This is a genomic window from Thermosipho sp. 1070 (assembly GCF_001682135.1).
GTDB lineage: Bacteria > Thermotogota > Thermotogae > Thermotogales > Fervidobacteriaceae > Thermosipho > Thermosipho affectus.
In genome coordinates this window covers 1011708-1035512 of the sequence record NZ_CP007121.1, presented here as the reverse complement: position 1 = coordinate 1035512, position 23805 = coordinate 1011708, and the positions used below count along the sequence as shown (strand labels likewise).

Sequence of the window (23805 nt, the reverse complement as noted above, 5' to 3'; positions counted from 1 at the left end):
TCTTATAAAGGGAGAGTTGAAAGTTATGCACGATCATAATCATGAACATGAACATGAACACCTCGAGGCTTTTACGTTATTTGACGAAGAAGGAAAAGAACACAACTTTGTATTGTTAGGAGAACTTGAAAGGGAAAATAATCAATATTGGGTATGTGAAGAAATATTCGTTGAAGGGGAAGAAATAACAGATTTTGGAGAACTATACATATTCAAAAAATCTACGGATGAAGAAGGAAATATTTTTCTTGATACAATCGAAGATGAAAACGAATTTAACGAAGTTGCAAAGATGTGGGAAGATTTAGGAGACTTTGAAATCCTTGATGAAGACGAAAATATTGACAACTAAAACCTAATTTGTTAAAATATTCCTGGTTGCAGGCGTAGCTTCAAGAGGTGGAGCGCCTCCTTGGTAAGGAGGAGGGTGTGGGTTCGAGTCCCACCGCCTGCTCCAGAGAGGGACCTCGTAGGAGGTCCCTTTTTGTTGTGGTATAATTTATATTGGAGGTGATAAATATGAAAAAATTAATTGTTTTTCTATTATTACTTGCTGTTCTCCAATTTCCACTTACACTGTTAAATCCGTTTGGTCCAACTATATTTCCAGTTGCACCAATATTAAATAAAAACGTAACTGGGAATGTAGACTTAACGGTTGAATTTTGGAAAAATCTAGATGACGTTATTGCAAAGGTTGCCACAAAGTACGCAAAATTTGTCGTATTACCCATTACCACTGCGGCAAACCTTTATACCAAAGGTATAGACATAAAACTAGTTGGGGTACACGAATGGAAGGTATTTTACCTTGTATCAAACACAGATTTTAAAGGTCTAAAATCTCTAAAAGGAAAAACAGTGTACTCTGCTCACGGAAGAGGACAAACTGTAGATGTGCTTTTGAGGTATCTCTTAACAAAAGAAGGACTTATTCCCGACAAAGATGTAAAATTTGCATATGCTCCACCACAAGAAATCGTTGCACTATTTAACTCTGGAAAAATAAGCTTTGCTGCTCTTCCTGAACCTTTTGTCACAATGTGTCTGTCAAAAGGAAAGATTGTTTTAGATTTTCAAGAAGAATGGAATAAAATATCGAATTCAAAACTTGGTATTCCAATTGCAGGACTTTTCGTAATAGGTGATATTTCAAAGTACAAAAATACCATACTTGAAGTGGAAAAAATATTCAAAGAAAGTGTTTCATACGCAAATACTCATGTAGATGAAAGTCTTGAAATTACAAGCAAGTATTTACCAATTCCAAAACCCATTCTCAAAAAATCACTTGAAAGAACACAATTTAAATACGTGTCTGATTGCAAAGATGAAGTCTCAAAATTTCTCGAAACGATGCATAACCTTTATAAAGAGGGGATACCGAAAATTCCAGACGAAGGATTTTATCTAAAATGAAATTTGCATATGGACTTGTTTTGTTCTTGATTATTTGGTATTTTTTAGCCTTGGTTATAAACTCATCTTTAATACTCCCTACTCCATTGGAAGTAGGGAGGATTTTTATTACACTTATATTTTCTAAAAGCATTTGGAATTCCATATATTCTACACTATTAAAAGGATTTATTGCACTTTTTTTTACATTATTATTGGGTTTTATATTCGGTTTTGTAATGGGGATATGTGAAAAATGCTTTGAGTTACTAAGACCTATATTTACAATATCTCAATCTGTACCAATAATATCTTGGTTAGTGCTTGTAATATTTATATGGGGAATTGGTATTACAGGACCAATAATCATCACCGTGTTATCCCTCATACCTAACGTTACTTTTTCAGTTGCACACGGTGTGAGAAACACAGATAAAAAATTATTGGAAATGGCTCAAATATATAATGTCTCAAAGAAAAAAATTATAAAAGATATATACTTTGGCTCCGTTATTCCATTTTTATTAAGCGCACTTGAAGTAGTTTCTGGTAACTTATGGAAGGTTATAATAGTTTCAGAATACCTTGCTGGAAAAGAAGGAATAGGTGTACAAATATCATGGGCAAGACAATATGTAAACATTCCAAAAGTTTATGCTCTGACTATAATAGCCGTAATACTTGGAATATCAACCGAAAGAGCTATTAAATTCCTAACTAAAAAGGTGATATTATATGATATTAAAGATTGAAAACCTAAATAAAAGTTTTGGAAGTCTAAAAGTTTTAGAAAACATCGAATTTAAAATTAAAAGAGGAGGAAAAATCACCTTTTTAGGTCCTTCGGGATGTGGTAAAACCACACTACTAAGGATTATAGCAGGTCTTGAAAAATACAGTGGAAAAGTAAAAAAAAGCTTTAAAAAAATAGGATACATATTTCAAGAACCGAGGTTAATTCCCTGGAAAACGGTATATGAAAATCTTAAATTTGTGGGAAAAGATGACCGAAAGATAAAGGAAGTTCTAATTTCACTTGATTTATTTCAATTCAAAGATTACTACCCGGCAAAGTTAAGTGGTGGAATGAATCAAAGAATAAATCTTGCACGCGCACTAATTGTAGAACCAGAAATTCTACTCTTAGATGAACCTTTTTCTTCGCTTGATATACATATAAAGTGGAAGTTGATAAATGATATTAACGCACAAATAAAAAATAGAAAGATAACCACTATACTTGTAACCCACGACATAAAAGAGGCTATTTCACTTTCAGATAGAATTTTAATCTTATCAAACAGACCGGCAAAGATAATAAAAGAATTCATTACAAACGAAATTAATGAATTTTTTTTGGAAAAAGAAGTAATAAAACTTTGGGGTGATAAATATGTATAGGATAAAAAAGAGCGGAAAGATGAAAGTCGATGCCTTTGTGCTTACAGATAGTTTAAATGACATATCTGAAGCTATTGAACAACTCAAAAATGTTGCATCTTTACCAAGTATAGTGAAAGCTGCATATGCAATGCCCGACATACATTGGGGATATGGATTTCCAATTGGTGGTGTTGCGGCATTTTCAGAAATTATAAGCCCCGGAGGTGTGGGGTTTGATATAAATTGTGGCGTTAGACTATTAAAAAGTGAAGTTACATACAAGGAAATTTCAAAACACATACAAAAAGTTTTAGAAAAGATATACAAATTAGTACCCGTAGGACTTGGTTCAACTTCAAAAAAATTTGAAAAAAAACTCTTTAAAAAAATAATAGAAAATGGCACAAAAGCAGTTATCGAACTAGGTTTTGGTTATGAAGAAGACTTAAATTTTATAGAAAACAACGGCACATTATTACCCGCAAATATGTTAGACGTATCAGACACTGCCTACAAAAGAGGCAAAGAAGAGTTAGGTACTTTAGGCGCTGGAAATCATTTTATCGAAATTCAAAAAGTAGAAGAAATATACGATAAAAAAATAGCAAATGTATTAGGACTTTTTGAAGGACAAATCACTGTAATGATCCATACGGGAAGTAGGGGATTTGGTCATCAAGTTGCAACGGATTACATTAAACTAATGAGAAATTTAAATATCGATCTTCCAGATAAACAACTTGTCTATGCTCAATTTAAAAGTGAAATTGGTCAAAAGTATTATTCTGCAATGAACTGTGCCGCAAATTTTGCATTCTCAAACAGACAAATAATCACACATCTTGTTCGAAAGGCTTTTTCTGATATTTCAAAACTATATCTGGTATATGATGTAGTACACAATATAGCAAAAGTTGAAATTCACGATGGTCAAAAAGTTATAGTCCATAGAAAGGGAGCAACTAGGGCTCTTGGCCCTGGTCAAAAAGAACTACCTGAAAAATACAAAGACATAGGTCAACCAGTTATAATCCCTGGTGATATGGGAACCTCCTCGTATATCTTAGTAGGAACAAACGAAAACTTTGCATTTTCTTCTACTGCACATGGAGCAGGAAGAATTCTTGGCAGAAGACAAGCCTTAAAAAAATTAAAACTAAACGATATACTTTCAAATCTTGAAAGAAAGGGTATAATATTAAAAAGTAAATCCAAAAGAACTATAATAGAAGAAGCACCAAATGCTTACAAAGATATAGATAAAGTAGTGGAAATAGTGGACAAATTAAGACTTTCCAAAAAAGTAGCCAAATTAGTACCTTTGGGGGTTATAAAAGGTTGAATAAAAACGAAAAATTTTTAATTTTAGAAGGTATATTTTCAAACTTTTATTTTTTACTTACCCAAGGTGTTGTATTTACAGCACTTGCTTTGTATTTCAAATTTAACGAAATTCTACTTGGGATTACAGCTGCTTTTCCCATGGTCTTCCAACTACTACAAATAGTAACGCCATATATAATAGAAAAATTTAAATACAGAAAAAAATTACTTGCAGTCTTCAACTCCTTTAAATTTTTATGGATTGTTGTACTAATTTCAGTATTAACAAATAGCAAATCCCCTTTAATATTAATAACAATTTTTGCAATTTCTCAAGCTTTTACATCCCTTGCGGGAAACACGTGGTCTTCGCTTGTTTCAGATATAATCCCATCAAATAAAAGGGGGAATTATTTTGGTATTAGGAGTGTTTTAATATCTTTTTCTACACTTATAATATTTTACGTTTTTTCATACATAATAGACAACGTATCTGCTCCTTTTAATTTTGTATACGTTATTTTAATTACTCTAATAGGAAATCTACTTGCACTTTTATCCTTAATTCCCGTAGATGACCCCCCTGTAAAAAGTTTGGGAACTTTAAGTGAAATAAAAGAAGTTTTTAAAGAAAAAAACTTTATGAAACTTTCTTTTGCAAACATGTACTGGAATTTTATCCTTTTACTAACCGCTCCCTTTTTCTCATACCACCAATTAAAAAATCTAAAAATATCCATGACTTACATAAGTTATGCAACCATTGCAATGACTCTAATTTCCATGATTTTTTACTTTGTTTGGGGAAAGATAAGTGATAAATACGGGAATAAAACCGTTATGATTTTAGGGCTTTCGTTTGTCTCTGTTACTCCTATTATCTGGATATTAATGAACGAACAACATTGGCCTTTTGCAATGACCCTTGATGCAATAATATCAGGTGTTGGATGGGCAGCTATAAATATATCACTGTTAATTTTACCAATGGAAGCGGCAAAAAGAATGTCCCCCATGTACTTTGCCGTTTTTGGTTTTTTCGGGGGACTTGGTGGACTTATTGGTTCTATACTTGGCGGATACTTTGCATCAATATTTAACCAATACAATTTTTACATAAATAATTATCACATATTTGGTATTCAGATATACTTTGTCATAGAAGGAATACTAAGAATGATAGCTATATTTATATTTGCAACTATAAGAACACGAAAATATGTTTCACCTACTATATTTATGTTTAACGTACTCAACATAATAGCAAGAAGACCTACTCAAAGAATATACGAAAATGCAAAGATAGAAAGTGCATTTATGCTAAAAAAATTAAAAATAGAAAAGAAACGTATAAACAGATGGTGGTAACACTACTCTTTTAACCAGTTTATTATCGTTTCGGCAACCTTTTCCTTTTCAATATCATTCGTCATCACATGTCCTGATTCTTTAAATACTTCTAATTTTCTCCGTTCTGATGAAACGTTTTTGTAGATATAATGAGCTGCCTTCAAAGGTACTACTTGATCTTTTTCCGATGCCAGTATAAGTATATCCGATTTTATAAATTTCAATCTTTTCCTTGCTATTTTCATCAATTTATACAAGTGTTTTGCTTGAAGTGGCCAATTATACGACCAGTACTCCTTAGACAAATATTTCAAATCCTCGTTATCATACTTTTCACCGTACCCTTCTTTCTTAACTTTTTTTGTAAAGAGTGAAATTATAGGTGTTAAAGCTATTCTTTTTTCCGTGGTAAAAATAGCACCTGCAATAGAAATAACTTTTCTTGGATTAACTATACTTGCTAAAACTAAAGTTAACACTCCTCCCATGGAAAGTCCTGCTACATACACATCTTTACACAAACCAGCTAAATCAAAGTAACTGTCTAAAGACCTTCTAAGCCAATCTCTCCAATTACTTTCTAAAAAGTCTAAAGAAGATGTACCATGTCCAGGAAGACGTGGCACCATAACAGTATAACCTTCCTCATTCAAACTCTTTGCAAGATACGTCATATCATGTGGGCTTCCTGTAAATCCATGTATTAACAAAATACCTTTTTCGTTGTTCCCTTTCAAAAATATCGGTTGTGAAATTTTAACTGTTTTAATATCACCAAGATCAAATAAACTCATATAACCCCCTCCTTCTTTATCATATTATAACCCAAAATAATTCTTTACCAATTAATATTTTTCTATATAATTAAATTAGAAAAGGAGGGGATAAAATGAATTTTAATGATACCAAAATCATGGGAATAATCAATGTAACACCAGATTCTTTTTACCCAAAAAGTCGGATAAACAAGGATAAACTACTAGAAACAGTGGATAATATGATCAAAAATGGGGCAAAAATAATCGATGTAGGTGGTGAAAGCACAAGACCCGGTGCAGAAGAAGTATCCGAAGAAGAAGAACTAAATAGAGTTGTTCCAGCTATCGAACTTATAAAGAGAAATTTTGATATAGTTGTTTCAGTTGACACCTACAAATCAAAAGTTGCAGAAGAGAGTCTTAAGGTTGGTGCCGACATAGTAAACGATATAAGTGCACTTAGATTTGACGAAAACATGGCTAGTGTTGTAAAAAAATATAACTGTCCAGTAATACTAATGCACATGAAAGGTACTCCCAAAAATATGCAGAAAAATCCATATTACAAAGATACCATAAAAGAAATTTACTCTTTTTTTGAAGAAAGAATAAAATTCGCCCAAAAACGTGGTATACAAAAAATTATAATTGATCCAGGTATTGGCTTTGGCAAAAGACTTATAGACAATCTTCTAATTTTAAAACATCTAGATGAATTTAAAAAACTTGGCTTTCCTTTATTAATCGGTGCAAGTAGAAAATCCATGATAGGAATGATTCTTGATCTTCCGGTTGAAGAACGCTTAGAAGGTACTCTTGCAATCACGGCATATTGTGCACTAAAAGGTGTTGAGATAATAAGGGTTCACGATGTAAAAGAAAATTATAGAGTACTAAAAGTAATTGAGGCGATTAAAAATGCGTCTAGATAAGTTTTTGGCAAATGCAAAAGTTGGTTCTAGAAAAGACGTAAAAAAAATTATTAAAGCAGGAATAGTTTCCGTAAATGGAATAATAATCAAAAATCCAGAATTTAAGGTAAATTACAACGATATAATAAAAGTAAATGACCAAACAATAACTCCATACCACAAAGTTTATATAATATTTAACAAACCATCTGGATATACTTCAAGTAAATCCGAATACGAAAGAAACGTATTTGAATTTATCACACATCCCTATATTGAAAATCTTCACATTGCAGGAAGACTTGATAAAGATGTAGAAGGATTACTATTAATAACAAATGATGGTGAATTTACACACAAAGTAATTTCACCAAAATATAACGTAGAAAAAGAATACCTTGTGGAAATCAATGGTATACTCACAGTTGATATGATCAAAAAAGCAAAAAAAGGTATTACCTTGAAAAACGGCAGATCTTTTAAACCTGCAATAATAAAAAAGATAAATGATAATTTAATATCTATAATAATTACAGAGGGTAAATATCATGAAGTAAAATTACTACTAAAATCTTTAGGTCTTTTTTACAACAAAATAGAACGAATAAGAATAGGAAGTCTAAATCTATATGATTTTAACTTAAAAAAAGGTGATTGGATCGAAATAGATTACAAAACAGCTATGAAAGCTCTTGAATAATGGTTATAAAAAAAAATTTGAAAAAAACATAATTAACCATATGTATACAATATTTTACTTTTCATTTACGCAATGCTATAATTATCCTGTAAATAAAACACGTGGGGGTGTAAAAATGTCGGGACTTTCCAAGGAAATAACACTGGAGTTGGTAAGGGTAACAGAAGCAGCCGCACTAATGTCTAGCAGGTACTTAGGTAGAGGAAATAAAGAAATGGTGGACAAAATGGCTAGTGATGCAATGAGAGGAATGTTAGATTACATAGATATGCAAGGTGTCGTGGTTATTGGCGAAGGAGAAAAAGACAAGGCACCCATGTTATACATAGGAGAGCAAGTGGGAAATTGGGAAGAGAATACACCAGAGCTCGATATAGCTGTTGATCCTGTCGATGGAACAAGGTTAGTTGCATACGGACTTCCAAACGCAATAAGTGTTATGGCTGCAACAGATAGGGGAGCAATTGAATACCTGCCAACGTTTTACTCTTACAAACTTGCCGTCGGGCCAGAACTTGCAGGAAAGTTAGATATAAACGCATCTATACGTGAAAATTTAAGGGTCGCTGCGGCTATTTTAAACATAGATATTTCCGAACTTACAGTTGTAATATTAAACAGAGATAGACATAGAGAAATAATTGAAGAAGTAAGAAAAGTAGGCGCTAGAATAAAACTAATAAGCGACGGAGATATCGCAGCGGCTATTGCAACTGCACTCCCAGAAAGTTATGTGGATATATATATTGGAATAGGAGGATCACCTGAAGCCATTCTAGCGGCGGCTGCATTAAAGTCCTTGGGTGGAGAAATTCAAATAAAACTTTGGCCAATAGACGAAAAAGAAAGAAATGAATTAACAGAAAAAGGCTATGACCTTGACAAAGTGTATAAAACAGATGATTTAATAAAAAGTGATAATGTAATATTTGCGGCAACAGGCGTAACAGATGGCGATCTTTTAAGAGGGGTTAAATATTCAAAAAATGTAGCAATAACAGAATCAATAGTAATGCGCTCTAAAACAAAGACATTGAGAAAGATAATTTCTCACCACAATTTGAAATACAAAACAATTCCTCTAAAAAGTGAAGGCGAAGTAAGATTTATAAACGGTAAAAAACCAAAATAATTATCATTAAATCAAAAATCCCCCGGATATACCGGGGGTTTCATCTTTTATTGTTCTACGGACATTTGTAGATCTATCCTGTACGATCTATTACTGTAGAATGTATATGTACCTTTATATCCAAAGTAATCTCCTGTATCTATTGTTCCGTTGTTGTTGTAATCTCTCCATGCACATACATATGAATAATATCCTGGTGTTACAGAATTTAATGTATATTGACCATTTGAAACACTTCCCATTTCACTTACCACATAATATCGTCCAGACCAAAAATCATACCTCAACACAAAAACTTTTGTTTCAATATTAGATGGTTGAGGATTCGGATTTGGCGCACTTTCCCCTCCATTGTAATTTATTGCAGCATATGCATCTACCAAACCTGCACCATAGTAATCATCCTCACCAGTTGGTCCTAAATCCTTTGCCGTATTTTTTAATGCTGATCTTATTTCCTCTGGTGTGGTCTTTCCTGAAGCGTATAACAATGCTGCAACACCTGCAACATGTGGGGCAGCCATTGATGTTCCCTGCAAGAACATATACGTATCCCCGTTGTTTGGTGTCCAAGTTGTACTTAACACTCCGTCTGCATATCCATCACCGTTTTGATCTACACTTGTATCTCCACCCGGTGCTGCAACATCAACTTCTGGACCGTAATTTGAATATGGTGCCCTTTGAAGATCATATCTAACTGCACTTACCGCTATTGTCTCTGGGTATTTTGCCGGATACGATACTGGGCCATTTTCATTACCCGCCGCACAAATAATTGTAACTCCTTTATTGTACGCATACTGAATTGCATCTTTCAAAATTTGAGAATCTCCTCCTCCACCAAGGCTCATATTGATTATCTTTGCACCGTGATCTGCTGCATATCTTACACCTTGTGCAACTGCATCAAGAGTTCCAGAACCATCTGCCCCCAATACCCTTATGGGCATTATCTTAATTCCATATCCTCCCCAATTGACGCCTGCTACACCTTTTCCATTATTACTCAAAGCGGCAATTGTACCAGTAACATGTGTACCATGACTTACATCTTGTGCAGGATCCGTTGGATCAGAGTCATTATCCACAAAATCATACCCTTGTACAAATATACCTTGCAAATCTGGATGTGTAAAACTTACACCTGTATCCACAACTGCAACAATCACATTTGCGCTCTTTATAACATCCCAAGTCTTTGGAAGATTAATCGCATCATAATGCCACTGATAACTGTAATACGTATCATTTGGAACGGCGTATGCTCTATAAATATAATTGGGCTCTACATATTTTACACCGGAAATTTTCTTTAACGCTTCTGCCTGCATTTTATCTGCTTTTATCACCAAAATATGACCTTGTTTTCCATTTTCTCTAACATCATAAGTTCTTTCTACAGAAATCCCCATTTTGGATAAAATACTCAGGCTACCTTCTGTATAAACCACATACTCTCCTTCAACATACTCCACACCTTTTGATTTTAAAAGTTTGTCACTAACCAAAAAATTAGGTGCATAGGTACCATCTGGAAGCTTTACAGTACCGTAAACAGTTGCATATCCTGTAGCTTTTGCTGATACCTTGCTAATATCTTCCAATCTCTTTCCCTGCAAATAACTAAATGGATCAGGTATACTTTTCCCCACAGAATTCATACAACCAAAAAATAAAAATCCAACCAAAGCTAACAATACCCATAAAACTTTTTTCATCTAAAAATACCCCCCTTTAAAAAGTTGACGTGTAAAATAATATCATAAAAATTTGAATAATAAAAAATGTAAATTATTTTATAAACCAACATATACTCGCTATTTTCTTGCATTTTAATGGAAATATTTCCAATTAAAATTCTATTCCTTTTCTTGCTTTTATACCTTTTTTGTAATAATGTTTTATCTCGCGCATTTCCGTTACAAGGTCTGCTATATCAATAAACTCCTTTGGTGCATACCTACCAGTCAACACTATTTCTACATCTTTTATTTCTTTTAAAAATTTTAAAACCTCATCTACACTAATTAAATTGTAATAAATGGCAATATTTATTTCATCTAATATTACCACGTCATATTCATTTACTATTTCTTTTATCCTTTTAAATCCATTTTGTGCTGCATCTATATCTTCTTTTGTTGGCTTATTAAAAATAAAACAATTTCTTCCAAATTGTTCCACCGTTATGTTTGGAATATACTCTGGTACCTTTAATTCACTATATTCCATTCCCTTTACAAATTGACCTACAAAAACCTTTTTTCCAGCACATGCCGCTCTAAGTGCAAGGCCAAAAGCAGCTGTTGTCTTTCCCTTACCATTTCCTGTATAAACGTGAATCACAAATATCCCTCCATTTCTTTAAAGTATTTAAAAGCACTTTATTATCTTCCTTATTTTTTATTCCAACACGTACCAAATTTAATCCAAAGTTTCTTGCATCTCTAACATAAACTTTATTTTCAAGTGAAAAATTTAAAAATTTCCCTACATTTTTCACATCAATCAAAAAATAATTTGCATCTGATTTAACGTATATAAAATCTTCAAAAAGTTTTTTTTGAGCAACTATAAACTCATGTGTTTTTAAAGTAAAATCCTTCAAACCTTTTAAATTATCCAACAATTTTTCCAAAAAGGTATATCCCATTCCACCTACTCCCCACTCCATCCTATACCTTTTGAAAATGTTCTCGAATTTTTTAGAAATCACATATCCTACCCTAATACCTGGTATTCCAAAAAACTTTGTAAAAGTCCTTATTCTTACAACATTTTCATAATCTATATCCACGCATTTTCCAACAAAATCAATAAATGCTTCATCGATAATAAAAATCACATCTTCATTTAATTTAATCAATTCATGCAGATCTTGATAAATACCTGTAGGATTGTTTGGGTTCCCTAAAAACACCGCAACTTTTTTGTTTTTTCTTTTTCCACATTTTATACTTTTCTCCAAAATATTTAAATCAAACTTCTTTTTTACAAAATACCAAGGACTATCTATATATTTTGATGAAAATTTTGCAACTTTAAAATAATCTAGATAGTTTGGACGTGGTATTATTACATACGCATCATTCAAAATATGATATCCAACTATGTGAAATGCTTCAGTTGCACCAGCCACAACAACTCCATTAAAATGTTTATAAAACTTTTCTTCAATCCATTGTATATATGTATATCTAAAAAGGTTTTCAAACGGAAGTTTTTCTATCCAACTTAACCTCAAAGGATTAACAGAAATTGAAAAATCTAATATATCTTTTTCTTTAATACCTCCATGACCATTATTAAAATTATCCATACAAATACCACCTTTTTATACAACTTTAATCCTCTATCTATATCTTCTCTCTCCACTTTTTTTCCTTCAAGTTTGTAAGTTCCCACCTTTTCAAATCCCAAATTTAACACACCAGCAAAAGCCGCCATGGGATACATTGCATTTATTTTTATTTTTCTGTATTTTTTTAGATATAAAATAGATTTAAAATTAAATGGAACAATAAGTATGGCTGTTAATCTTGCTGGTATAAAGTTCAAGATATCATCGCATCTTGCAGCAAATTTTCCAAACCATTCGTATCTTTTTGTTCTATATCCAAAAAGTGCATCATACGTATTAACTACCCTATAAATCAGTGCACCACAAACACCAAAGAGCAAATAATAAAATAACGGTGCTACTATACTATCTGAAATATTTTCAGAAAGACTTTCAAGTGCAGCAGAGTACAGCTGATTTTTGTTAAGCATTGAAACATCTCTACTGACAATAAAAGATACGTGTCTTTTTAAAACCTTCTCATCGTCTGTTTTACACCGTTCCACATGTCTATACAAAGCCTTTATAGAAAAAGTCGACGAAAGAAAATATATACCAAAAAATTCACTAACTTTCATAGTTAATCTACAAACAAAAAACCAAAAAAATAGCTCTAATAATAAAGAAAACATTCCCCAAAAAAATCTAAAATTTTTCATCTTTTCTACTCTTTTTCCTAAAAACCCCATGTAAATAACTGGATGAATAATACTTGGAAACTCACCCAAAACTAAATCCACCAACAAACTAAAGACCAATAACATTTTCTATCTCCTTTATATCTATCTGCCCTATTATGTAATCACTTACCCTATCTATTTCTTCTTCAAGCGTAAACAATGACAAATCTTTTGTATTATACCCTCTATTTTTTCTAATGTAATTTAAAAACTTTTTCAAAAATTCTTTATTTTTAAACAAATTATGTGTATAGCCTCCAAATATCCTTCCCTTAATAGCTCCATCTAATTTTCCGTTATCGTATAACAAAAAAGGACTCTCATGCGATATTGTTCTTCCATGGTGAATTTCAAAACCTTCTACATCCGTATTAAAAAGCATTTCCTTTGCAACTATATTCCTCAAAATTTTTGTCTCTAAGAAAATTGTTTTTAAGTTTAAGTATCCCAATCCCTCATAGCATTTACCATTGTATACAATCTTTTTTCCCAACATCTGATATCCACCACATATTCCAAGTAAAAAGGCTCCATTTAAAAGTGCTCCATTTATTTGATCTTTCCTTTGTTTTACCCATTCTAAATCAAAGATAGTTGACTTTGTTCCGGGAATTATAACTAAATCCACATCTTCACGAATGTTTTCAACAAATTTTGCATTTGTATTTAAAAATAAAGGTTCAAATTCAAAAGAATTTGAAATATGAGGAAGTTTTAAAATATCCACTTTTAAATCACCAATTCCCTCTTTTTCAAAAAACAGGTCTTCTTCAGGAAGATAGTGTTTAAAGTATTCCACTGTTCCAAAATATTTTAAATTAAACCTTTCACCAAATTTTTTGGGAGAGTCTCCAAGAACAGATTTATCCCCTCTAAACTTGTTAAAAATAAAGCCCTTAACAATGCTTTTTTCAAACTTACCAAATAACACCATAGCACCTGCTATCTGTGCAAACGCCCCACCCATTTCAATATTAGATATCAAAATCACCGGTGCATTTACCGCCTTTGCAATCGCCATATTTGAAATATCCTTTATATTTATTTCAGCTGCACTTCCAGAACCTTCAATTATTACCAACTCATGTTTTTCCAACAACTTGTACAATGCTTTTAATGCTTGATCTAAAATCCATTCTTTATCTGAATACATATACTTTTTACTTTCCACATTTTTTATTGGCTTTCCATTTACTACTAATTGAACACCCTCTACATCTGGCTTTAAAAGTATGGGATTCATTAATACACTAGGCTTTTTATTACAAGCAACTGCTTGGACATATTGAGCAACTGCCATCTCTCCTTCTTCTTTACTTACCACACTGTTTAAGGATATATTTTGTGCCTTAAACGGCACTACATCTAAACCTTTTTTTGTAAAATATCTACATAAAGCTGTGGAAATAATAGACTTTCCAACGTTTGAAGCAGTCCCCTGGATCATTAATACCACTATATCACCCCCAAAATCACTAAGAGTAACTCACTTGTTATAATACAAGTTGCCCCCAAAACATCCCCTGTAATACCACCTATCTTTTTTTTAGATATAATGCTCATAAAATAGGAAAATAAAAAAGTAATAAAAAACGACACGACAAAGTATTTTACGATAAACAATAAAGGCATTAAAAACACGGTTGAATAAATTAAATTTTTCCTTTCAAATGGATAAAATATAGCACCAAGTCCTTTTTCTTTGGCAGGTTTTGAAAAAGCCATCAACGAAACCATAGCATACCTTCCAAACACCGAAGAGTAAAAAAAGAAAGTTGGTGAAAGTGTAAAATACAGATTCCAAAATATAACAATATACAATGCCCCAAAAAACACGGCAAAAGCCCCAACGTCTCCTTTAGACATTATTTCAAGTCGTTTCTCCTTATTTGATTGATTCAAAAAGCCATCTATTGTATCCAAAAATCCATCAAAATGAAAGAGATCAAAAAAATAATATCCCAAAATTAAGAAAATTATTTTAACAAAAAAATTTTCAAAATAACCCCCTAAGAAAAAAATAATCCCGGGAATATATCCCACAAGTGGGAAATACCCGGGAATGTTTTTCATCCTTCTTCCAGAATATCTAACTTTAATTGGAATCCTAGATATAAACGCCAACGAAAGTAAAAAATCATAAATCAAAACTATCCCTCCAAAGAGTTAGTGAATGCAAAAAATCTCTTAAGTCAAATACTTCAAAACACACATACTCTAAATTTGGTGAATATTTCAACTTTTTCCTTATTACTTCCAAAGTATCTTTGTCCAATTTAAGATGGTCTTTCCCATTTGAAACACCCATGACATGGTATTCTATTGAATTTTTTAAAAAATTCTCCGTAACCTTTGTCCCAAGCAAATGATGTCCTATGTCAAAAACTGTCCTATCGTGTAAAAAAATATCTTCTTTCAAATTTTCAACTAATATCTTCTCAGATTTTTTTAAAAACACCTCTATACCATCTAACGGATGTACGATGTAATTTGAAATTTCCAATCTACTATTTTCAAAAAAACAAAAGGCTTTTTCAACGTTAAAAATACAATCTGTTGGTAAGTGAACGTTATACTCCAGATTAAATTCTTCTGCTATTTCCTTTAAATCTTCTATTTCGTTCAAAAAAATATTCTTTGTATTTGTATCCCAGCTAAACACCAAAAACTCCACAAAATCCACCTTATCTGCTATAACTTTTACATTTTCAAGATAAGTGCCTGGAAAAAGCCAAGAAGTAGTTCCTAACTTCACTTTAATTCCACCCCTATCCCCGATACCATCAAATAGACTTTTTGTGCTATCTTTACAATATCTTTATTTAAAAGTCCTAGTCTTTCTACATATTCTCTTACTTGTTTGTTTTCTGGAATTATTCCCCACCCCACTTCATTCGTAACACAAACCAATGTATAATCAACTTTTTTAATACTTTTTAAAAATTTTTCTAAATAATTTTCTATATCTTTCTTGTAATAGTAAAGATTTCCAAGATACGTGGTAATACAATCCAAAATAGCAAATTCATATTTTCCATTTAAACTTTCAATTACTTTATCTACTTCAACAGGTTCTTCAAAGGTGTCAAAACCTTTTCTTTCACTTTTATGACGGTTTATCCTATTTCTCATCTCTTCATCAAAAGGAACTCCTGTTGCAATAAATGCTTTTTTCTTGTAACGTCTTGAGAGTTCAAGCGCAAAACTACTTTTTCCAGATTTAACCCCACCAGTTACTAAAATAACCACCCTTTATCCCCCCAAAATAAAACAAACTTTTCCCACATTGCCCTAGCAATTGGGAAATATCATTTACTACAGGTAGGTCTCCCGGCTCCCGGATCATCCTACTCTCTGCACCTTCCCAGGTTTTACCCAGTGGCATTTGCAGATTTCGTCCCCGGTTACGGTTGCTGGGCAGCTTCGGATTTTCACCGAATTCCCTTAACCTGCAGTATTGAATATTTAAAAAATGGCCGGTAAAACCGGCCAACTGGTCGGGGTGACTGGACTTGAACCAGCGACCTCTTGCGCCCCATGCAAGCGCGCTAGCCAACTGCGCTACACCCCGTTATTCTACTTTATATTATATTACATCTAAAAAAATGTGTCAAATTATGCTAAAATACTTTTGGAGGGATTTAAATGATTAAATTTTATTTAAAGTACTTTCTATATACTCTTTTTATCTTTTTAATCTTGTTTTATATATTTTATTCTCTTGGCAATCCAAAAGGCATTGAAATTTCTAGAATAAATAATACAACTTTACCAAAAGTTATTATACTAAAGGCCTTTAAAACTATATCCTTTCAAATACCCGTACCTAAAAATTCAAAATACGTATTTTTTCCATTCATAGAAGGTTCTTCTTTTTCCATTAAAAACAACAATTTTCCAATATTTACATTTGGTCTTGGAAAATCTGGACGTACGTGGTATACTCCATTTTTGATACCTATACCAAAGGGTGTAGATGTTCTTACTTTGGAAATTTCAGGAGTTTATTCAATAGGTCTTGGAAAGTTCTTTTTTATAAACGAATCAGAAATATGGAAATATTCTATTTTGAAGTTCCTAACCGACAACTTTTTAAATATTTCAATTGGTCTTATTTCAACATTGGGTTTTCTTTTGTATTTACTTTCGAAAAACACCGGAATAACTAGACAAAAAGCGTATAAATATTTTGCGTTTTCTAGTTTTTTGGCAATTATATGGTTATTGGATGTTATTAGCTTCGAACACTTTTTCTATCCACTTAGGAAATTATTTATTTCCTGTGCTTATCTCTCATTTACGTTTTTAATACGCGGGATCGATTTATATAATTTTTCAACAATACAAAAAAATACAAAAAGATTCTCATACTTAAATATTCTGGCAAGTATATTACCACTCTTTACAGTCACACCTCAACAATTAAAAACTCTTACGATTTTCATATCCCCTATATTAATACTCAATGGTATATTTATCTTGTACAAAATCGTAAAGTCATATGTCTCGCAAAACGTAACGTTCGCAAGCCTTTTTGCAATAACAATTATATTTGATAGTATAGTACTTTTCTTTAATCTTCCGTTCAGAATGCTTTCACCATTTGGAATTATATCGTTATTTTTAAGCTTTGCCTCAAGTATTATACTAGAATACAAAGAAAAGATTCACGAATTAAATGTAATATATGCAAGAAGTCTGATTGATCCCCTAACAGGGGCATGTAATAGGGGTTTTTTAGGAAATATAAAACTAGAAAAAAACGATATATTGATATTTATAGATCTCAACAAATTTAAATATATAAATGATACATATGGGCATGACAAAGGGGATGAAATACTAAAAAAACTTTCAAGTATAATTAAAAGCAACTTAAAATCTTCGGATATATTTGTACGTATGGGGGGAGATGAATTTTTAATTATCTTAAAAAATTCCACAAAAAAAGAAGCAGAAAAACTCATCAAAAAAATTCACAATGAATTTAACAAATCCTCGGAGCTTTCTCCAACTTTTTCGTGGGGAATAACAAATATTGAAGGTTCCCTTAAACAATCAATAAGAACCGCAGATGATCTCATGTATAAAATGAAAAGTGAAAAAAAAGCCTCTCAATAGAGAGGCTTTTTTCATTTTAATCCAACTGTTAATTTTCCATCTTTTTTATAAACCTGGAAAAATCCATTTTTCCCACCAAATCCGTCATCTACAAAGGCAGGTGCATTGGGATCAGTAACCCAATTTGTACCATTTACCACAAATTTATACTGATAATCTCCCTCACTTAATTCTAAAACGGCTTCCCAAACACCTTCGTCAACTTCATAACATTCGGTCTCTTCTGCATTCCAATTATTAAAATTACCCGCTATCGTTACATAATCTGCACCTTTATGCTCAAAACGTATCACAACATATCCTTCATCATCTACAAACATCTTTTTTGGATCAAAATTCTTGTTTACCTCTTTTTTATTCTCTTTCTTTTCCTCGCCTTTTAAAACCACTAATTTCCCATCTTTTTCAACTAAAGTAAAAATACCATTTTTCCCTCCAAATCCATCATCTACATATCCCGGTGCTTCTGGGTCTTCCTTCCAATTCTTTCCATCAATTACATATTTATACTGATACGTACCGGGCTCTAATTTTAAAGAAATCTTCCATACACCCTCCTCTTTTTCCATTGCAATGGAACTTGAAGACCAATTATTAAAAGTTCCTGCAAGGTATACAACTTTTGCATCTACCACCTCTTTAAAAGTAAATACAACCTTACCATCTTTAACTAAAACTGCTGAAAAATTCAAAACGGAAAAAATCAAAAGAATACATATAAATTTTTTCATAAATCCTACCTCCTTTGGAAATAATTCCACTTTAAATTATACACAAAAAGTAACGTGTTATCCACGTTACTCTTTTTCAATTTCATTTAAATCCTTTTTTCTTTTCTTCTCCACAACAATCATGGTAATTGAAAGAAGCAGTGAAATTGTGGCAAACCCAATAACTATAGATGTTATTATAACCGCTTGTGGAAATGGATCTACGTAATTTCCACTTCCCTTTAAAGGAGGAGCATTTCCAATTTTTGACGCAATAACTACAAACAAGAAAACAATTCCCGTATTTAACACATCAAGCGCTATTATTTTTGAAATTATATGCTTTTTGAACAAAAGACCATAAATTGATAAAAATATGATCAAAAATGGTGCTATAAAATCTACCATAACCTTCCTCCAAGCAAAGTAAAAAATGAAATTGAAAATACCATAAACGTTAAAATGGATTCAGTGGTAATGGAAAAATCAAAATAAATCTTTAAAAAATACCCAAATATCAACCCTAAAACTACAAATAGAGATGAAATAACGTTAAAATATGGATAAATCAAAAAAATCGAAAATAAAAACAAAAGTATATGCCTTTTTGAGAATACAACCCTTAGCTTTAAAACTTTCCCCGCATAAACAGCGCTAAGAAAACTTACAATATATTTAAAATATTTAAAATTTTCCACAAAAAGTTTTGATTTAACATATCCTAAAGCGGTAAATGAAAAACCAGAGATAGATAATAAAGAAATTAATAAAGCCAAAAACAAGAAAACGGGAACTTCCCTTTTTTCGGATAAATCTCTTTTAACATACCTTGTACTCAAAAACAAAATACTCTTTGATATACCATGATAAAGCACATAAACAGGTGTAAAAAGAGGATTTAGAATCATTATTCCCAGCTGAGACATTGAACTGTAAGCAAGAACTTTTTTAAAATCTTTTGAAATAATGGCAAAAAACACTCCGTAAAAAAAAGCCAATATTCCAAATAAAAAAAGGTCATCTAAGCCTATTCTCAAAAGTGGAAATAATACCGATTGTGTATACATGCTTGAAAGCATTGCGGAAATTTCAGGCTCTGAATTTGAATGTACTTCTGGAAGCCAAAGCCCAAATAGAAAAAAACCACCCTTTGCAAGAAGTGAAAATTTCATCAAGTACCCGGAAAGTCCATCTACATTTGAAATATCAAAACTTCCAGTTGAATAATAGTGCATCCCTATTCCTATTAAATAAAAACTCATCGCAAGTGAACTTGCAAAGATGTATTTAATAGCCGTTATCTTTTGCTCAAATCTTTCACTTGAAAGAATAAGTAATGTAATTAACAAAGTTGAAGTTTCAAGTATAACGTATATGTTAAACAGGTCATTTGAGATAAAGAGTAAATTTAAAATTGTATGCAAGAGCGAAAAGAAAAAATACACATGCTCATTGCCATTTTGGTAGAGAAAATAAGACACAATAATACTACAAGAGATATTGGTAAGCAAAAAATAAAATGAATTTGAATCAAAAATTAAATGTACTCCCCCGTACCCAGAAAGTACAATATCAAATCTTTCAAAAAGTAGGGAAATAGAAGAAATAGGTATCAAAAAAGGCAAAAATTTTGCCTTTTTCAATAAATACAAAAAAAATGAAAAAATGACCTGAAAAATCGAAAAAACTACAAAAAAGATTACTCTTCTACCTCCTTAAAAATGGTATAAACTGGCAGGCCATCCTTAAATTTTGGGAACAATTCACCTTCAATTAATGGTTTTGCATATTCTATATACTCTTCAGTCACTTCAAAATCCGTGTGAAAGTCGTCGGGAAGATATTTTGTTACCTCTGCAACTTTATTTAATTCCACTGTACCATATTCCACTTTATACGGTGAATTACTCACCCTGTTTATTGTAACCATAACCCCGGATACTCCATCAAGCGCAAGTTTTACAGCTTGTCTTCCAACTGCTTCTGCTTCACCTACATCGGTTTTACTTGCAATATGTCTACCACTTCTTTGTAGATAATCTGGTATTGCAACATGCGTCTTAAGTGAAAGTTCTGACCTTATCATCCCTGCAATTGTAAACCCCACACCACCTAATTGTCTATTACCAAAACTATCTGTATAACCCATATCCGCTACAAAAAAACCATCTGGATACTTAATTCCCTCTGAAACGGCTATTGAACAATATCCTTTTCTTCTAATACTCTCATCTACCCTCTCCAAAAACTTTTCCTTGTTAAATGGCACTTCAGGAAATAATATTAAATCTGCACCTATACCGTTTAACCACCCAAGCCCTGCCGCAGCAGAAAGCCACCCTGCGTGTCTACCCATAATTTCCATCACAAATACCCTAGTTGAATCCACATACATACTCCTCAAATCAAGTGTAGCTTCCATAATGGCAGTAGCTATATACTTTGCCGCAGAACCATATCCTGGGCAATGATCCGTATGCGGTAAATCATTGTCTACTGTTTTTGGCACACCAATGACCTTTAATGGTATATTTCTCTTTTTTGCCTCCGTATACAACTTCCATGCAGTGTCCATTGAATCATTACCACCGTTATAAAAGAAATATTCTATTTCATACTTTTCAAATATTTCAAAGAGTTTATTTATATCTTCTTGTGTTTTTAACTTTCTTCTACATGACCCAAAAGCCGCAGAAGGTGTGTATTTTAACCCTTCTATATCCTTTCCATTAATTTTTAATAGATTTTCTCTTAAAACACCTGATATACCGTGTATTCCCACATATACTTCAAGCCCTGCTTTTTGTGCCTCGTCCAATACCCCATATGCGGACGCGTTGATTACACTTGTTACCCCTCCTGATTGTGCGTATAAGACCCTCATCGTATACCCCCTCTAAAAATTGCTAACATAATTATATCATATAAAAAAGTCCCAGCGTGTGCTGGAACTAGAATGCAATTTCCAATATCTTCCTTACATCTTCCTTCATCAATTTTTTTAACTTCCCCATAGGTGTCATCTTTGATGCTATATCCACCAACTTATCTATATCTTCTCTTTCAAATCCTAACTCTCTCAAGGTAGTGGGAGCACCAATTTTTTTGTACCATTCCTTAAGTGCGCTAATACCGTCTTCTTTTCCGAATATTTCCCTTCCAAACCTTACAAGTTTATCCGAAATCAAATCCTTAACGTAAGTAAGCCATGCGGGAAAGACCACTGCAAGACCTGCACCATGTGCAACCTCTGGGTTAAGTGCACTTAAAGCATGCTCTATAGCATGTGATGACCAATCTCCACCACTATGTCCCATACCAGATATACCATTTAGTGCTAAAGTAGTTGAAAGTGCAAAATTAGCACGCGCTTCATAGTCTTTTGGATTTTCAAGTAAAATTTCAGTAGTTTCAACTAATGTTTTTATAATCCCTTCATCTACTCTATCTATCAACTGTGTGTTTCTCGTACCATCAAAGTAGTATTCCATAACATGACTTATAGCATCTACTGCGCCATTTACCGTTTGATTAGGTGGAAGTGTGTATTGTACCTCTGGATCAACTATTGATACCTTTGGATAAACATGTATAGAACTAAATGAAAATTTTTCAAGTGTTTCTTCGTTAGTTACAACACTATTCCCGTTCATTTCAGTTCCTGTAGCAGAAAGGGTGAGTATTGTATACAACGGGATTGCTTCTTTTACCCTGGTCTTTCCAGAGTAAAAATCCCATACATCTCCATCATAATTTACACCGGCTGCAACTGCCTTTGCACTATCAATCACACTACCTCCACCAACTGCAAGAATGGCATCTACCTTTTCCCTTCTTGCCACCTCTAATGCTTCTTTTACCTTGGACAATACAGGATTAGGTCTAACTCCCCAAACTTCTACTTTTTCGATAGAACTTTCAAATAAAGCCCTTGCAACTTTTTCATATACTCCATTTTTCTTTATAGATCCTCCCCCTGCTAAAAACAACACCTTTTTTATTTTATCTTTCTTTAAATACTCACCTATTTTTTCAACAGTATTTTTTCCAAAAACAAGTTTTGTTGGATTATAAAACACAAAATTGTTCATACACTCACCCCCTTAAATCATCTTTCATTCCTATCTCATTCAAGATAATAAAATCTTTATCTCTCCATTTTTCTTTTACCTTCACATGCAAATCAAGAAATACCTTATTACCCACTAAATACTCTATCTCTTGCCGTGCATTTTGACCTATTTTCTTTATCATATTCCCCTTGTTTCCTATGATAATTCCCTTCTGACTTTTCCTATCAACATAAATATTCGCCCTAATGTACAAAACCCCATTTTCCCTTTCCTTAATTTCTTCGACAATAACCGCAACGGAATGTGGTACTTCTTCGTACGTCAAATGAAAAATTTTTTCCCTAACAATCTCGGAAACCATAAATGAAAGGGGCCTATCCGTTACCATATCTTCTGGGTAATATTGAGGTCCTTCTGGTAGATTATCCACTATTAAATCTAAAAGTTCTTTTATTCCCTCACCTGTGACAGCGGAAGTCTTTATAATAGAAATACAATTTTTTAATCCATCTTCCATCTTTTTTTTCAACGATTTTATCCTTTCACCATCTACAAGATCTATCTTATTTATAACCCCAATAGTCTTTGTATTAGACTGATTTACATAATCAAAAACAAATTCTTCTGGCTTTCTTATTCCCTGTTTAGCATCAACAACGGTTAAAACAAGGTCAACACCTTTAAGTGCACTTACTGCAGCCTTAACCATGTATTCACCCAATCTGTACAAAGGTTTGTGGATACCAGGTGTATCCACAAATATTACTTGATAATCACTTGTTGTATGGATCACATTTATCCTATTTCTCGTAGTCTGTGGCTTGTCTGAAACTATGAGTACTTTTTTACCCACAACGGCGTTTACAATAGAAGATTTACCTACATTAGGCTTTCCAGCAAGTGCAACAAATCCCGATCTCATT

24 protein-coding genes, 2 tRNA genes, 1 pseudogene and 1 riboswitch are annotated in these 23805 nt (G+C 32.5%); of the genes and pseudogenes, 11 read left to right on the top strand and 16 right to left on the bottom strand.

Annotated elements, in window-relative coordinates; genetic code table 11:
• Window positions 1–25 precede the first annotated feature (25 nt).
• From Y592_RS05130 to Y592_RS05100, 7 genes are all read left to right on the top strand, one after another.
• Entirely contained in the window at window positions 26–352 is a 327-nt protein-coding gene (locus Y592_RS05130) for a DUF1292 domain-containing protein (RefSeq protein ID WP_075665941.1), read from the top strand.
• A gap of 28 nt (window positions 353–380) precedes the next feature.
• Window positions 381–457 (top strand) — tRNA-Thr (locus Y592_RS05125).
• Window positions 458–519: 62 nt separating this feature from the next.
• A complete protein-coding gene (locus tag Y592_RS05120; protein ID WP_075665940.1) occupies window positions 520–1419 on the top strand; it encodes an ABC transporter substrate-binding protein in 900 nt (299 codons plus the stop codon).
• Window positions 1416–2150, top strand: a complete 735-nt coding sequence (locus tag Y592_RS05115; protein WP_075665939.1) for an ABC transporter permease — start codon at window positions 1416–1418, stop codon at window positions 2148–2150. The genes Y592_RS05120 and Y592_RS05115 overlap by 4 nt, the downstream gene beginning before the upstream one ends.
• A complete protein-coding gene (locus Y592_RS05110) occupies window positions 2134–2799 on the top strand; it encodes an ABC transporter ATP-binding protein (RefSeq protein WP_075665938.1) in 666 nt (221 codons plus the stop codon). The genes Y592_RS05115 and Y592_RS05110 overlap by 17 nt, the downstream gene beginning before the upstream one ends.
• The gene (locus tag Y592_RS05105; RefSeq protein WP_075665937.1) at window positions 2792–4123 is read left to right on the top strand and encodes an RtcB family protein; all 1332 of its coding nucleotides are present in this window, start codon (window positions 2792–2794) and stop codon (window positions 4121–4123) included. The genes Y592_RS05110 and Y592_RS05105 overlap by 8 nt, the downstream gene beginning before the upstream one ends.
• The gene (locus Y592_RS05100; RefSeq protein ID WP_075665936.1) at window positions 4120–5472 is read left to right on the top strand and encodes an MFS transporter; all 1353 of its coding nucleotides are present in this window, start codon (window positions 4120–4122) and stop codon (window positions 5470–5472) included. Before Y592_RS05105 ends, Y592_RS05100 begins: the two co-directional genes overlap by 4 nt.
• A gap of 2 nt (window positions 5473–5474) precedes the next feature.
• Here Y592_RS05100 and Y592_RS05095 read toward each other — a convergent pair whose 3' ends face one another.
• Window positions 5475–6248: an alpha/beta hydrolase gene (locus tag Y592_RS05095; protein ID WP_075665935.1), complete on the bottom strand. Its 774-nt coding sequence runs from the start codon at window positions 6246–6248 to the stop codon at window positions 5475–5477.
• Window positions 6249–6343: 95 nt separating this feature from the next.
• On the opposite strand from Y592_RS05095, the gene folP reads away from it, so the two are divergent.
• From folP to glpX, 3 genes are all read left to right on the top strand, one after another.
• The gene (folP, locus tag Y592_RS05090) at window positions 6344–7144 is read left to right on the top strand and encodes a dihydropteroate synthase (RefSeq protein WP_075665934.1); all 801 of its coding nucleotides are present in this window, start codon (window positions 6344–6346) and stop codon (window positions 7142–7144) included.
• On the top strand, window positions 7131–7823 hold the full coding sequence (locus Y592_RS05085; protein ID WP_075665933.1) for a pseudouridine synthase: 693 nt from the start codon (window positions 7131–7133) through the stop codon (window positions 7821–7823). The genes folP and Y592_RS05085 overlap by 14 nt, the downstream gene beginning before the upstream one ends.
• A gap of 115 nt (window positions 7824–7938) precedes the next feature.
• Entirely contained in the window at window positions 7939–8955 is a 1017-nt protein-coding gene (gene glpX / locus Y592_RS05080; protein ID WP_075665932.1) for a class II fructose-bisphosphatase, read from the top strand.
• A 47-nt stretch (window positions 8956–9002) separates the two neighbouring features.
• On the opposite strand, the gene Y592_RS05075 is transcribed toward glpX, so the two are convergent.
• The 9 genes from Y592_RS05075 to Y592_RS05035 all read right to left on the bottom strand — a co-directional run bounded on the left by Y592_RS05075 (window position 9003) and on the right by Y592_RS05035 (window position 16549).
• Window positions 9003–10676, bottom strand: a complete 1674-nt coding sequence (locus Y592_RS05075) for a S8 family peptidase (RefSeq protein WP_075665931.1) — start codon at window positions 10674–10676, stop codon at window positions 9003–9005.
• A gap of 133 nt (window positions 10677–10809) precedes the next feature.
• The gene (locus Y592_RS05070) at window positions 10810–11310 is read right to left on the bottom strand and encodes a cob(I)yrinic acid a,c-diamide adenosyltransferase (RefSeq protein ID WP_075665930.1); all 501 of its coding nucleotides are present in this window, start codon (window positions 11308–11310) and stop codon (window positions 10810–10812) included.
• Window positions 11276–12277: an aminotransferase class I/II-fold pyridoxal phosphate-dependent enzyme gene (locus tag Y592_RS05065; protein WP_075665929.1), complete on the bottom strand. Its 1002-nt coding sequence runs from the start codon at window positions 12275–12277 to the stop codon at window positions 11276–11278. Before Y592_RS05065 ends, Y592_RS05070 begins: the two co-directional genes overlap by 35 nt.
• Window positions 12226–13062 carry an adenosylcobinamide-phosphate synthase CbiB gene (gene cbiB, locus Y592_RS05060; RefSeq protein ID WP_075665928.1) on the bottom strand — a complete coding sequence of 279 codons (837 nt, stop codon included), beginning with the start codon at window positions 13060–13062 and terminating at the stop codon, window positions 12226–12228. Before cbiB ends, Y592_RS05065 begins: the two co-directional genes overlap by 52 nt.
• Window positions 13046–14425 carry a cobyric acid synthase gene (locus Y592_RS05055; RefSeq protein ID WP_232218229.1) on the bottom strand — a complete coding sequence of 460 codons (1380 nt, stop codon included), beginning with the start codon at window positions 14423–14425 and terminating at the stop codon, window positions 13046–13048. The genes cbiB and Y592_RS05055 overlap by 17 nt, the downstream gene beginning before the upstream one ends.
• Before the next feature lie 8 nt (window positions 14426–14433).
• A complete protein-coding gene (locus Y592_RS05050; protein WP_075665926.1) occupies window positions 14434–15126 on the bottom strand; it encodes an adenosylcobinamide-GDP ribazoletransferase in 693 nt (230 codons plus the stop codon).
• A complete protein-coding gene (gene cbiR, locus Y592_RS05045) occupies window positions 15116–15733 on the bottom strand; it encodes a cobamide remodeling phosphodiesterase CbiR (RefSeq protein WP_075665925.1) in 618 nt (205 codons plus the stop codon). Before cbiR ends, Y592_RS05050 begins: the two co-directional genes overlap by 11 nt.
• Window positions 15730–16227, bottom strand: coding sequence for a bifunctional adenosylcobinamide kinase/adenosylcobinamide-phosphate guanylyltransferase (locus tag Y592_RS05040; protein WP_075665924.1), 498 nt, complete (start codon window positions 16225–16227; stop codon window positions 15730–15732). The genes cbiR and Y592_RS05040 overlap by 4 nt, the downstream gene beginning before the upstream one ends.
• A 54-nt stretch (window positions 16228–16281) precedes the next feature.
• Window positions 16282–16446: riboswitch (cobalamin riboswitch) on the bottom strand.
• 26 nt (window positions 16447–16472) lie between these two features.
• Window positions 16473–16549, bottom strand: a tRNA-Pro gene (locus Y592_RS05035).
• A gap of 74 nt (window positions 16550–16623) precedes the next feature.
• On the opposite strand from Y592_RS05035, the gene Y592_RS05030 reads away from it, so the two are divergent.
• The gene (locus tag Y592_RS05030) at window positions 16624–18099 is read left to right on the top strand and encodes a GGDEF domain-containing protein (protein WP_075665923.1); all 1476 of its coding nucleotides are present in this window, start codon (window positions 16624–16626) and stop codon (window positions 18097–18099) included.
• A 23-nt stretch (window positions 18100–18122) separates the two neighbouring features.
• Here the strand turns inward: Y592_RS05030 and Y592_RS05025 are convergent.
• The 6 genes and pseudogenes from Y592_RS05025 to era form a co-directional block, all read right to left on the bottom strand.
• Window positions 18123–18830, bottom strand: a pseudogene (locus tag Y592_RS05025) (isoamylase); the annotation flags it as partial.
• A gap of 66 nt (window positions 18831–18896) precedes the next feature.
• Window positions 18897–19217 carry a sodium:proton antiporter gene (locus Y592_RS05020; RefSeq protein ID WP_075665921.1) on the bottom strand — a complete coding sequence of 107 codons (321 nt, stop codon included), beginning with the start codon at window positions 19215–19217 and terminating at the stop codon, window positions 18897–18899.
• Window positions 19211–20434 (bottom strand): proton-conducting transporter transmembrane domain-containing protein, encoded by a 1224-nt coding sequence (locus Y592_RS05015; RefSeq protein WP_232218160.1) that lies wholly within the window; start codon window positions 20432–20434, stop codon window positions 19211–19213. The genes Y592_RS05020 and Y592_RS05015 overlap by 7 nt, the downstream gene beginning before the upstream one ends.
• A gap of 74 nt (window positions 20435–20508) precedes the next feature.
• Window positions 20509–21693, bottom strand: coding sequence for a 6-phosphofructokinase (locus tag Y592_RS05010; protein WP_088368912.1), 1185 nt, complete (start codon window positions 21691–21693; stop codon window positions 20509–20511).
• 67 nt (window positions 21694–21760) lie between these two features.
• The gene (locus tag Y592_RS05005; protein WP_075665919.1) at window positions 21761–22900 is read right to left on the bottom strand and encodes an iron-containing alcohol dehydrogenase; all 1140 of its coding nucleotides are present in this window, start codon (window positions 22898–22900) and stop codon (window positions 21761–21763) included.
• A gap of 4 nt (window positions 22901–22904) precedes the next feature.
• Window positions 22905–23804 (bottom strand): GTPase Era, encoded by a 900-nt coding sequence (gene era / locus Y592_RS05000; RefSeq protein ID WP_075665918.1) that lies wholly within the window; start codon window positions 23802–23804, stop codon window positions 22905–22907.
• Between the last annotated feature and the right edge of the window lies 1 nt (window position 23805).

Bases quoted from the DNA above. Each gene is read 5' to 3' on its own strand.
- cbiB (WP_075665928.1), bottom strand. From the start codon at position 13,062: ATGTTATTGGTCTTTAGTTTGTTGGTGGATTTAGTTTTGGGTGAGTTT.
- era (WP_075665918.1), bottom strand. From the start codon at position 23,804: ATGAGATCGGGATTTGTTGCACTTGCTGGAAAGCCTAATGTAGGTAAA.
- Y592_RS05095 (WP_075665935.1), bottom strand. From the start codon at position 6,248: ATGAGTTTATTTGATCTTGGTGATATTAAAACAGTTAAAATTTCACAA.
- Y592_RS05110 (WP_075665938.1), top strand. From the start codon at position 2,134: ATGATATTAAAGATTGAAAACCTAAATAAAAGTTTTGGAAGTCTAAAA.
- Y592_RS05065 (WP_075665929.1), bottom strand. From the start codon at position 12,277: ATGGATAATTTTAATAATGGTCATGGAGGTATTAAAGAAAAAGATATA.
- Y592_RS05010 (WP_088368912.1), bottom strand. From the start codon at position 21,693: ATGAGGGTCTTATACGCACAATCAGGAGGGGTAACAAGTGTAATCAAC.
- Y592_RS05075 (WP_075665931.1), bottom strand. From the start codon at position 10,676: ATGAAAAAAGTTTTATGGGTATTGTTAGCTTTGGTTGGATTTTTATTT.
- Y592_RS05085 (WP_075665933.1), top strand. From the start codon at position 7,131: ATGCGTCTAGATAAGTTTTTGGCAAATGCAAAAGTTGGTTCTAGAAAA.
- glpX (WP_075665932.1), top strand. From the start codon at position 7,939: ATGTCGGGACTTTCCAAGGAAATAACACTGGAGTTGGTAAGGGTAACA.
- Y592_RS05055 (WP_232218229.1), bottom strand. From the start codon at position 14,425: ATGATCCAGGGGACTGCTTCAAACGTTGGAAAGTCTATTATTTCCACA.
- Y592_RS05120 (WP_075665940.1), top strand. From the start codon at position 520: ATGAAAAAATTAATTGTTTTTCTATTATTACTTGCTGTTCTCCAATTT.
- Y592_RS05130 (WP_075665941.1), top strand. From the start codon at position 26: ATGCACGATCATAATCATGAACATGAACATGAACACCTCGAGGCTTTT.
- Y592_RS05115 (WP_075665939.1), top strand. From the start codon at position 1,416: ATGAAATTTGCATATGGACTTGTTTTGTTCTTGATTATTTGGTATTTT.
- Y592_RS05105 (WP_075665937.1), top strand. From the start codon at position 2,792: ATGTATAGGATAAAAAAGAGCGGAAAGATGAAAGTCGATGCCTTTGTG.
- Y592_RS05020 (WP_075665921.1), bottom strand. From the start codon at position 19,217: ATGGTAGATTTTATAGCACCATTTTTGATCATATTTTTATCAATTTAT.
- folP (WP_075665934.1), top strand. From the start codon at position 6,344: ATGAATTTTAATGATACCAAAATCATGGGAATAATCAATGTAACACCA.
- Y592_RS05005 (WP_075665919.1), bottom strand. From the start codon at position 22,900: ATGAACAATTTTGTGTTTTATAATCCAACAAAACTTGTTTTTGGAAAA.
- Y592_RS05030 (WP_075665923.1), top strand. From the start codon at position 16,624: ATGATTAAATTTTATTTAAAGTACTTTCTATATACTCTTTTTATCTTT.